13 protein-coding genes are annotated in these 9833 nt (G+C 68.2%); 8 read left to right on the top strand and 5 right to left on the bottom strand.

Annotated elements, in window-relative coordinates; genetic code table 11:
• On the bottom strand, positions 1-744 hold a 744-nt coding region (locus MJ785_RS05020; RefSeq protein WP_239380108.1), incomplete at its 3' end, for a response regulator transcription factor.
• Positions 745-874: 130 nt separating this feature from the next.
• Here MJ785_RS05020 and MJ785_RS05015 point away from each other — a divergent pair.
• The 6 genes from MJ785_RS05015 (at position 875) to MJ785_RS04990 (ending at position 5004) form a co-directional block, all read left to right on the top strand.
• The gene (locus MJ785_RS05015) at positions 875-1798 is read left to right on the top strand and encodes an alpha/beta hydrolase (protein ID WP_239348066.1); all 924 of its coding nucleotides are present in this window, start codon (positions 875-877) and stop codon (positions 1796-1798) included.
• Positions 1786-2040, top strand: a complete 255-nt coding sequence (locus tag MJ785_RS05010; protein WP_239308248.1) for a MoaD/ThiS family protein — start codon at positions 1786-1788, stop codon at positions 2038-2040. The genes MJ785_RS05015 and MJ785_RS05010 overlap by 13 nt, the downstream gene beginning before the upstream one ends.
• A gap of 164 nt (positions 2041-2204) precedes the next feature.
• A complete protein-coding gene (locus MJ785_RS05005; protein WP_239308247.1) occupies positions 2205-3119 on the top strand; it encodes a hypothetical protein in 915 nt (304 codons plus the stop codon).
• 470 nt (positions 3120-3589) lie between these two features.
• Positions 3590-3871, top strand: coding sequence for a DUF4395 family protein (locus MJ785_RS22130; protein WP_308194811.1), 282 nt, complete (start codon positions 3590-3592; stop codon positions 3869-3871).
• A complete protein-coding gene (locus tag MJ785_RS04995) occupies positions 3868-4701 on the top strand; it encodes a sulfurtransferase (protein WP_239308246.1) in 834 nt (277 codons plus the stop codon). Before MJ785_RS22130 ends, MJ785_RS04995 begins: the two co-directional genes overlap by 4 nt.
• Before the next feature lie 3 nt (positions 4702-4704).
• Complete coding sequence (locus MJ785_RS04990; protein WP_239308245.1) at positions 4705-5004, top strand: DUF1416 domain-containing protein; 300 nt, start codon at positions 4705-4707, stop codon at positions 5002-5004.
• A 62-nt stretch (positions 5005-5066) separates the two neighbouring features.
• Here MJ785_RS04990 and MJ785_RS04985 read toward each other — a convergent pair whose 3' ends face one another.
• Together MJ785_RS04985 and MJ785_RS04980 are read right to left on the bottom strand one after the other, a co-directional pair.
• Entirely contained in the window at positions 5067-5294 is a 228-nt protein-coding gene (locus MJ785_RS04985; RefSeq protein ID WP_239308244.1) for a hypothetical protein, read from the bottom strand.
• Positions 5295-5402: 108 nt separating this feature from the next.
• Complete coding sequence (locus tag MJ785_RS04980; RefSeq protein WP_239308243.1) at positions 5403-5762, bottom strand: DsrE family protein; 360 nt, start codon at positions 5760-5762, stop codon at positions 5403-5405.
• A 455-nt stretch (positions 5763-6217) separates the two neighbouring features.
• On the opposite strand from MJ785_RS04980, the gene MJ785_RS04975 reads away from it, so the two are divergent.
• Positions 6218-6757 carry an FABP family protein gene (locus tag MJ785_RS04975; protein ID WP_239308242.1) on the top strand — a complete coding sequence of 180 codons (540 nt, stop codon included), beginning with the start codon at positions 6218-6220 and terminating at the stop codon, positions 6755-6757.
• A gap of 2 nt (positions 6758-6759) precedes the next feature.
• On the opposite strand, the gene MJ785_RS04970 is transcribed toward MJ785_RS04975, so the two are convergent.
• Both MJ785_RS04970 and mshA read right to left on the bottom strand, forming a co-directional pair.
• A complete protein-coding gene (locus MJ785_RS04970) occupies positions 6760-7254 on the bottom strand; it encodes a YbjN domain-containing protein (RefSeq protein ID WP_239308241.1) in 495 nt (164 codons plus the stop codon).
• Between the two features lie 49 nt (positions 7255-7303).
• Complete coding sequence (mshA, locus tag MJ785_RS04965; RefSeq protein WP_239308270.1) at positions 7304-8542, bottom strand: D-inositol-3-phosphate glycosyltransferase; 1239 nt, start codon at positions 8540-8542, stop codon at positions 7304-7306.
• Positions 8543-8930: 388 nt separating this feature from the next.
• On the opposite strand from mshA, the gene MJ785_RS04960 reads away from it, so the two are divergent.
• On the top strand, positions 8931-9833 hold a 903-nt coding region (locus tag MJ785_RS04960), incomplete at its 3' end, for a class I SAM-dependent methyltransferase (RefSeq protein ID WP_239380107.1).

The following is a 9833-nucleotide window of genomic DNA, read 5'->3' as shown; positions in this document are numbered from 1 at the left end:
GACCCGCTGGGGGGCGCGGACTACTTCGCGGTCGTTACGGTTGTGTATGGCGTCGTCAGGGAGCGGGGCGATCGGGGGCGCGACGAACTTGTAACCAACGTGCCGCACTGTACCGATCATCGACTCGTGCTCCGGGCCGAGTTTGGCCCGCAGCCGGCGCACGTGGACGTCGACCGTCCGGGTACCTCCGTAGTAGTCATAACCCCACACCTCCTGCAGGAGCTGAGCACGGGTGAAGACTCGGCCCGGATGCTGCGCGAGGTACTTCAGCAGCTCGAATTCCTTGAAGGTGAGCTCGAGCGGACGGCCTCGCAGCTTGGCCGAGTAGGTGGTCTCGTCCACCGACAGGTCGCCGGACCGGATGACACCGGCTTCCGCGGTACCGCCGGCGGCCGCGATCCGACCGATCGCGAGCCTCAGCCGTGCCTCGACCTCAGCGGGTCCGGCGCTGTCGAGGACCACGTCATCGACGCCCCAGTCGGCTGACACCGCGGCCAGCCCACCCTCGGTGACGAGCGCGAGCAGCGGCGTGGTGAGTCCGGTCGTACGCAGCAGACGACACAGGCCGCGGGCGACAACGAGCTCCCGGCGCCCGTCCACCACAACGACGTCCACCGGGGGAGCGTCCAAGAGCGCGCTGGCCTCCAGCGGCGCGACGCGAACGGTGTGGGTCAGGAGCCCAAGCGAGGGAAAGGACTCCGCGGACGGTCCGGGGGCGTTGGTGAGCAACAGGACGACGCTCAAGTCGACTCCTCCAGGGTTCGGTTGCGATGTTGGGGCAGCGTCGACCCACGGATACCTTGCGACCGGCCCCCCGCGTTCCACGACCGTCATGGGCGCGAAACGAACACCGGCCTGTGGGGAGGATAGCGGAGTGTCCCACTCCACTCATACCGTCTTCGAGGTTCTCCCTACCTCGGACGGCGAGATCCTCGCCACGACCCATTACAGCCGTGTTGCTTCCGCCACCTGTCACAGTTTTGATCTTGGAGTTGTCGTCGCCCATGGTTTTTCTGGTTCGCGTGACAAGCCCCCGGTCAGGGCGGTCAGTGCCGGCATCCGTCCGTACGCTGGCGTGGTCGTGCCCGATCTGCGGGGCCACGGCCGGTCCTCAGGCGTGTGCACCTTTGGCGATCTTGAAGTGCTGGATGTGGATGCGGCGGTGGGGGCGGCTCGGCGGCTTGGTTACCGGAACGTCATCACCATGGGCTGGTCGATGGGCGCCGCCGCGGTACTCCGCCACGCGGCCTTCGCCCGGACCGGGGAGACCGTGCGTGGGTATGCGGTACGGAACCCGGTCGACGCGGTCGTCAGCGTGAGCGCGCCGAGCCGGTGGTATGTCCGGGACACCCCGTCGATGCGGCGTGTGAACTGGTTCGCGGAGACGGCCATCGGCCGCCGCGTCGCCCGTCGTGCGCTCGGTGTACGGCTGATGCCCGAGATCTGGCCGATGATCCCGGCGTCCCCGCTCGACGTCGTCGGCCGGATCACGCCGACGCCGGTTTTGTTCGTTCACGGGGATCGGGACACCTACTTCGCCCTGGAACATCCTCACTCGCTGGCTGCCGCGGCGGGGGAGGGCAGCCAGCTCTGGATCATAACCGGGTTCGGGCATGCCGAATCGGGGCTGGTCCCGGGGCTGCTGGACCGGCTCGGCCGTCACCTGCCCGAACTGCTCGCGGGCCATGGCGAGCATGCGGGTGCTGACCGGCCGCTTCCCGCCCAGCCGGGCCCGGCCCGGCCGCTTCCGGCCCGAGGTGACACGCCGGAGCTGCCGGGGTCCCCGTGGCCTGCGTGACGATCCGGTACTGGGCCGCGGCCCGGGAGGCCGCCGGGGTAGCCGAGGAGCGGCAGCATGCCGATACCCTGGCCGACCTGCTGGCCACCGTGTCCGAGCGGCACCCGGGACGGTTGGCGGCGGTGCTGGCGTGTTGCGCGTTCCTGGTGGGGGATGTCCCGGTCGGTCCCCGCGAGCATGCTGACGTGCTGCTCGTGGACGGTTGCGTGGTGGAGGTGCTCCCGCCGTTCGCCGGTGGGTGAGGACCGTCGTGGCCGGCAGCCGCCGGCCTGTGGCCTGTAGCCCGTGGTGTACTCGTCCGGTCGGCTTCAGCTGGTTCGTCGCTCTCGTCGTAGCCGGGGCATGGGAGCATGGTGGCGTGCGAGCCCGCGGAGCCGAAACAGCCGCTAGGACGGAGCCGGCCAGTATGTCGGCGTCCGTCCCGACACCGCGGCCAGGCCGGGCGAACGGATCGCGGCTGTCCCGCACTGCTGTCTCCGTTGTGGTAGCCGCGGCTGTCCCGGCGCTCGTCGCCGGCATCGGTGCCGGGCCGTCGTCGTTTGTCGCCGTTATCGCCGTCGAGCAGTTCCTTCTCGGTTGGGCGTGGGTACGGACGTTCGCGGGCTCCATGGGGACACTGGCGATCGCCGGATCGGCCGCGCTCGTCTCGGACGCCATCGCGCTGATCGTCGATTCTCACGAGATCGGCGATTATGCCGGGGTCGTCGGTGTGGCGGTGGCAGCGGTCATCCTCGTTCAGCTGGCGCGACGGCGGGCCAGCCCGCCCGCGGCGATACTGGACCAGACCGGTGCCGCGGCGGGCGCCGGCGTGGCTGACGGGCCGAGCGGCGATCATCCACCGGAACGGTCCGTGCGGGTCACGGTGGACATGGCCGCGGGTCTTAGCGGGGTGGTCGTCGTGACCATGCTCACCACCTACGCGGACACGGCTTCGCTAACGGCTCCGGCCAGCCGTGTGGCCGGAGCCGCGCTGGTGGCTGCCGCTCTCGCCAGCGGTGGCTCAGCCGTCCTGTGCGTGCGGACCTGCGCGGCCATTTCCACCGGCCGGCCGGTGCTCACCCGGCTCGCCGGTCTTGCGACGGGCGTCGTCGTGGGGGCTGTCTTCGGCGCGGTGTCCAGTGTGCTGACCGTTTTCGACGGTACCGTGATCGCGGCGGTGGCCGCGGCGGTGGCCGTCGTCATCGACGCGGTTGTCGCCCGTGGGGTCGCTGAGCTCCAGGCCGATGGCGCGGTTGGGCTCAGCTACCCCCTTGCCGCGGTCCTCCCGCTGGCGGTGGCGGCGCCCTTTGTATATGCCGTCGCTCACACACTTGTGAGATGACGAGTCCCTGTCGATGCCGCGTCGCGTCAGGCGGCCGTCTGCGCGGCGCTTGAACCCGTTATGAGCGATGGGCTGACTTCAGCGGGTGAGAATGTGGAGTCTGTCACGTGACTGGCCCCGTGTTCGTCCTATTTGATCATTTTGGCAGCTAGTGGGATCGGTAACACATCGGTCGTGTTCGCTGCTACGGTCGAGGGGTTATGTTCGCCACCGTGCTCGTCAGCCGCCGCACGATCGATTTGTGTCGTGTCGGTAGCACATCGTGTCGACTTTCCTGATTTGTGCGTTGATGTCGCTCGCCGCTAGCGGGCCCGCCCTTCAGGAGATGAGTTCGTGGCTGTTCCGCGAGGTCCTTGGTCCGCTGTAATCGTGCCCAGCCTTATCCTTGGCGTACTTGCTCTGACCGCTAGCGGCTGGTTACTCCTCGCGCCGGTGGTGGTTTTTTTCGCCACCGCCGTATCCGGTCCGCGGTGGGTGCCGTACGGACTGCTGTATGGCGTATCGCTGCCCTTGGCTGGGGGCCGCTGGTCGAGCTGGCGGATGAACGACCACCGTGGTCCGGGCTGGGGCAGGCGGTTGGCGCGCTGTTCGGCACGGTGGGCGCGATCGGATTTCTCATCGTTACTCATCCCGCTGGGTACATTGCCACCACGTTTGCATGTGTGGCGGCGTTGCTGAATGCTGTCATCGGCTTTTGTCTCGGTTGTCAGCTATATCTCGCCATACGTTCCGTGAAGGGAGTGCACACATGAGTCGTTCCAACGCGCTCGTCGACCCGGCCTGGGCCGAAGCGCACTTGACAGACCCCAAGGTTGTCCTGGTCGAAGTCGACGAGGATGTCTCCGCCTATGACAAAGGTCATATTCCGGGTGCGGTCCGTCTCGACTGGAAGTCGGAGCTTCAGGACCCGGTGATCCGTGACTTCGTCAACAAGGAGCAGTTCGAGAAGCTGCTGTCGGCCAAGGGCATCTCGAACGATGACACGGTCGTTCTCTACGGTGGCAACAACAACTGGTTCGCGGCTTATGCCTACTGGTATTTCACCCTTTACGGGCACGCTGATGTCAAGCTGCTCGACGGCGGCCGCAAGAAATGGGAGCTGGACAGCCGCCCGCTGACGGACGAAGTCCTGGAGCGGCCGGCCACGCAGTACACCGCCGGTGACGCCCGTACCGACATCCGTGCCTTCCGGGACGAGGTCATAGCCGCGATCGGCGAGAAGAGCCTCGTGGACGTGCGCTCGCCTGACGAGTTCACCGGGCGGCTGCTCGCTCCGGCGCACCTCCCGCAGGAGCAGTCGCAGCGCGCCGGGCACGTCCCGACCGCAAAGAACATCCCGTGGGCGAAGACGGCGAACGAGGACGGCACGTTCAGGTCGAATGACGAGCTGACCGCTCTGTACTCCGCGGCGGGGGTGGACCTGACGCAGGACATCATCGCCTACTGCCGTATCGGCGAGCGTTCGGCACACACCTGGTTCGCGTTGCACGAACTGCTCGACCTGCCGGCTGTGAAGAACTACGACGGCTCGTGGACCGAGTACGGTTCGCTGGTCGGCGTTCCGATCGAGAAGGACGTCTGACACGTGTGCGGCGCGACCAGCGGCGGACCTTCGGTGGAGGGAATTGACGTGGCCAAGGAAACGGTTATCCAGGGCGTCGTTCTCAGGGACGGCTCGCCTGTTTCAACGGGTTACGCGCGTCTGTTGGACGAGGGTGGAGACTTCACGGCCGAAGTGCCACTGTCCGCGACCGGCCAGTTTCGTTTCTTTGCCCGGCCGGGCTCGTGGACCGTCCGCGCGCTGGTTCCGGGCGCGTCCGGTGAACGTAAGGTCGTCGCCCGCCAGGGCGAGCCAGTCGACACCGAGGTGGAAGTAGCCGTATAGGTTTTCCGCGGCCCCGGTGGCGCCAGTGGGAATATGATTGCGCCGCCGGGGTTTTCCGTCCCTCAGGAATCGCCCGGCCGGGGGCCAGGAATACTCTGGCCGACCAGCGCCGCTCGGGTCGGTACGGCAAACGCCATGGGGCCGACGGTAAAATCACCTAGGCCGTTGTCGGTCGCGAACAGCGCGGCGGAGCTCCGGTCCGGAAATGGTGCGACGACTCGTCGTACCGTCCGCCGCGCGGTACTGTCGAACTGGACGACTGCGTACAGGACATCGGGTTCGTGCATCATACGATCACAAAACCGTATCCGGTCGACGTCGTGAAGGAGTCACCTCGTGTGCTGGACGTGGTCTGCTTTTGCAGGAGCCGTTGCCCGGCGGGCACCAGACAGCTGACGTCAGTACACGAGCCCTTGAACGCCTTCGGCCAGCACCTCGGCGACGAAGAGCGCGGCACCCGCGATACGTACGCCCGGGAGCACGTCATCGGGACCTATGCCCCGCCGTGCCGCGCACTGAGCACAGACAGTGACCCGGCCTCCGGTCAGCACAGTATCCAGCAGGTCCACCAGCGGCGTGGACTCGGGCAGCACGAATTCGGCGGCGCGTCCTGGCAGCGCGAACCAAGCGGACTCGCCGGTAAGCCACAGGGAGACGTCCGCGCCACTGGCGAGCCCGACGGCGGCGACCGTGAAAGCCTGCGCGCATCGCTCCGGCGCGTCTGAACCGGCAGTTGCCTTGATGACCAGGGAACCCATGGCACCCAGTCTGCACGGGGTCTTCCCGACGCCTTAGAGCGACCGGCAATAGGGGTGTTGATCCACGTTACACGGCGACATCGGGCCGCGGTGGCTGTGCGCCGAGTGGTGCTCCGCCGAGTGGTGCGCTCAGCGCCTCGCCGGCCAGCTCGTGGCGAGGCTCCCGAACCGATCCTGACGCTGGCCTTCGGCCTGAGTACCACATCCCAGGCCGAAGGGCGTGCGATTTTTGCCGCGCGCCTGGCTGCCGGCACAGATAACGTCACAGAGCCGCAATCACAGCGCTGGGCTGGTGCTGCCAGGCTAGGGTGGGCAGGTGCTGGAAATCTTCTTCACCGCTCTGTTGATCACAGTGGCGGTACTTATCGGGTGGTTCTCCGTGTACGTCGTCTACAAGCTGTACTCAGGCCAGCGTTGAGCGTTTCCAGCCCGCGCCCGCGTGTGGTGGAGCCGACATGACGACACTGCCGGGGCCGGTGGTCGACCTTCATCCACGTTTGCGGCCGCTCGCCTTCCTGCTGGGTACCTGGCGCGGCGAGGGCGTCGGCGGTTACGAGGGGATGGACGGCTTCCGTTACGGCCAGGAGGTCGTCTTCTCCAGCACCGGCCAGCCGGCTCTGTCCTACGAGTCCCGGACGTGGTGGGCTGGTGCGCCTCGAGACGGTCGTGACGAGGGAAGCCCGCTGGCCACCGAGGTCGGGTTCTGGCGCGTGCAGCCGCCGGATGGCGACGGGCCGCCCACGGTCGAGGTCATGCTCGCCCACCCGTTCGGCGTCAGCGAGATTTACGTCGGAGATGTCGTCGGCACGCGGGTGGAGCTGCGATCCAACGTTGTGATCCGCACTGCCACGGCACGCGCTGTCAACCGCTGTGAGCGGTTGTACGGCCTTGTCGAAGGAGGCGATCTTGCTTATGCCATCGACATGGAGGCCGAGGGCAAGCCGCTGCAGTCGCACCTCTCCGCGCGCCTCGCCCGGGTCCGGTCCGCTCCGTAGCGTCAGTTCCGCATCCGGGTGCTCGCCTCGGCGGCGCTGACCCGGGCCCGCCACGCCTTCTCCCGCTCAATGGCGCTGGCGAAGCCCAGCGCTACGGCCGGGTCGAAGTTCTCGTCCGAGTAGGTGCGGGTACAACCGAGCACCCGGTCGATCTCGTCGGCGGTGATCGCTGCCAGCGGGAGCCGACCGGTGAGATAGACATCCCCGACCAGATCGATCGAGAAGTGCACGCCGTACGTCCTCGCGTTACGGCCGAGCAGGAACGCGTACGTGCCCGCCGGGTTCTCAGCGGGCTTGCGCATGAAGAACGCCTCGATGAGCAGCGTGTGGTCTCCCACGATCAACCAGGTCATCGTCCGGAGCTTGTGGTCGCCTTCCAGCGTGACGAGGAAGGATCCTTCGTCCACCCGTTCGTAGATCAGACCGATGTCCGCCAGGGTGCCGTCGATCACACGGTCGAGGCGTGCTCGCTCGGTGTCATTCACAGATAGTGACATGCTCCGGCTCCGATGCGATCGGATGAGGTGGGCGCGGGACATCAGTCTGTCAGGCGCTCGCCGGAACGGTTGCCGGCGCCGCTGCGTCACGGTAACCGGCCAGGACTCCGCGGGCGGTCGCTGACCAGCCGAATTCCGCCGCTTGTTTGACGGCACCGGCAGCGAGCCGTTGTCGCCAGCGCGGCTGGCCGATCAGCCTGCCCAGCGCATCCGCGTAGGCCGCCGGATCGCGTCCCTCCACCAGGATTCCTGAAACGCCGTGACGGACAGCTGTGCGCAACCCACCCACGGCCGCCGCGACGACCGGCGTCCCACAGGCCTGGGCCTCCAGCGCGACAAGCCCGAAGCTCTCACTGTGGCTGGGGACGACGACCGCGCTCGCGGCTCGGTACCAGTCGGCCAGCTCCGGCTGGGGCACCGGTGGCTGGAATCGGACGACATCGCAGATGCCCAGTTCGGCCGCGAGCTTGACCAGGGCGTCCGGCCGGTCGAGGCCGGAGCCGCTCGGCCCGCCGATGACAGCGACAACCATGCGCTCCCGCAGCGCCGGTTCATGCGCCAGCAGGTAGGCGGTGGCGTGCAGCAGCATGTCAGGCGCCTTGAGCGGCTGGATGCGCCCCACGAACAACACGAGCACCACGTCCGGCGGGAGGCCGAGGCGGGTCCGCGCCGCCGCGGCCTCGCCGGGACGGAACACCTCTAGATCGACCCCGGGCGCCACGACGTCGACAAGGTCCGGATCCGCCGCATAGAGATCGATGAGATGCTGTCGCTCGTCAGCGGCGGACGCGATCATCCGGCTGGCGCCGGTGACGACCTCCTGCTCGCCGACGATACGGTGTGGCGGCTCTGGCCGGTCGCCCTCGGCAAGCGCATGATTTTTGACTTTTGCCAGGGTGTGGGCTGTGTGCACCAGCGGCACCGCCCATCGCCGGGCCAGGGCGAGCCCCACCTGGCCGGACAGCCAGTAGTGCGAATGGATGACATCGAACCAACCAGGCTCCCGCGCGGCCTCGGCCCGCAGCACATCCACGATGAACGCACACAACCAGGCGGGCAGGTCCTCTCGCCTGACGTCCCCGAACGGGCCCGCGTTGACGTGGCGCACTGTGACCCCGGGGGCGAGCGCGACCGTCGGTTCGGCCTTGCTGCTGGTGGCTCGGGTAAAGATCTCAACTTCGGTACCGAGCAGGGCGAGCTGCCGAGACAGCTCGACCACGTATACGTTCATCCCGCCCGCGTCCCCGGTCCCCGGTTGCTCCAGCGGCGACGTATGCATCGACAGCATGGCAACCCGGCGGGAGTGGCCGAACCGCACCCGACGCACCGATCACCTCCACATCGAGCCGGACACACCGATCGCCAGCTTCCCGAATGTCCGAACAACGGATCTGCCGCCCGCATGCCCGGACACCTCCGACGACATACCCGTGCGCTGGTAGGCGGGCGCGCCGGGGGCCGGCCCGGACGCCTCCCTACGGGTACGGCACCAGGCCGCACCGACCACCATGGTGGGGTCCGTCGTCCCGATGGGGCCCGCTACATTCTGCCATCGACACGGCTGATAGGTCGATATAAGTCGAAATGTGAGATTCATCTGACTCTCCTGGGATGTCCGCGGGCGGGGAATCCAGGGCTCGCCGCGGCGAGCGCCACGGCCCTGCGATGGTGAAGCGGTGCCCGGTACTTTTCCCGCCCGCCGTACGCCTCGGCTCGCCGCCGGTCGGGCCAGGGCGCTGGGGGTCGCGACCCGCGGGACAACCAATCCGAACCGCCTGCGCAGAGTCGATCGCTGGATCATCGGAACGCAGGCTGCCCGCCTGCGCGGCGCCGATACTCCGCTGGTCGTCGACCTCGGCTTCGGCTCGTCCCCGATCACCACGGTTGAGCTCTACGACCGGTTGGCGCGGGTGGTGCCCGACGTCGAGGTCGTCGGGCTGGAGATCGACCGGGCTCGGGTGGCGGCGGCTGCTCCGGCCGCACGCCCGCCACGGCTGGCCTTCGCCCACGGCGGATTCGAGCTCGCGGGGCGGCGCCCCGTGCTGGTCCGCGCGATGAACGTGCTCCGCCAGTACGAGGCGACGGCGGTTGGCTCGGCCTGGCGGTCGATGCTCGACCAGATCGCCGCCGGCGGCCTGTTGGTCGAAGGCACCTGCGACGAGATCGGCAGGCGCGCATGCTGGTTCGCGGTCGACGGTCCCTCCGGTGCGCACCCCGGGGCGGGGGCACCGGGAGCCGGCCGGGAACTCCCGGCCGATCCCTGGCCGGGCACCACCACCCTCACCCTCGCGGCGCATCTGCCGAGCCTGAGCCGGCCGTCCGAGCTCGCGCAACGGCTGCCGAAGGCACTTATCGCCCGCAACGTTGCGGGTGAGGACATACATGCGTTGCTGTCCTCGTTCGATGACGCCTGGCTGCGGATGGCGCCGCGCGCGGCGTTCGGGCCCAGACAACGATGGATCGCGGCGGTCGAGGCCATCCGGACGGAGGGCTGGCCGGTGCGCGGTAACGCGCGGCGATGGCGGCTGGGCGAGGTCACCGTGGCCTGGCCGCCCGGATGCGCGGGTACGGGCGCCGCC

Source organism: Protofrankia sp. CiT1 (genome assembly GCF_917627335.1).
Taxonomy (GTDB): Bacteria; Actinomycetota; Actinomycetes; order Frankiales; family Frankiaceae; genus Protofrankia.
The sequence above is the reverse complement of the archived record's forward strand: the minus strand, read 5'-3'. Positions and strand labels throughout refer to the sequence as shown.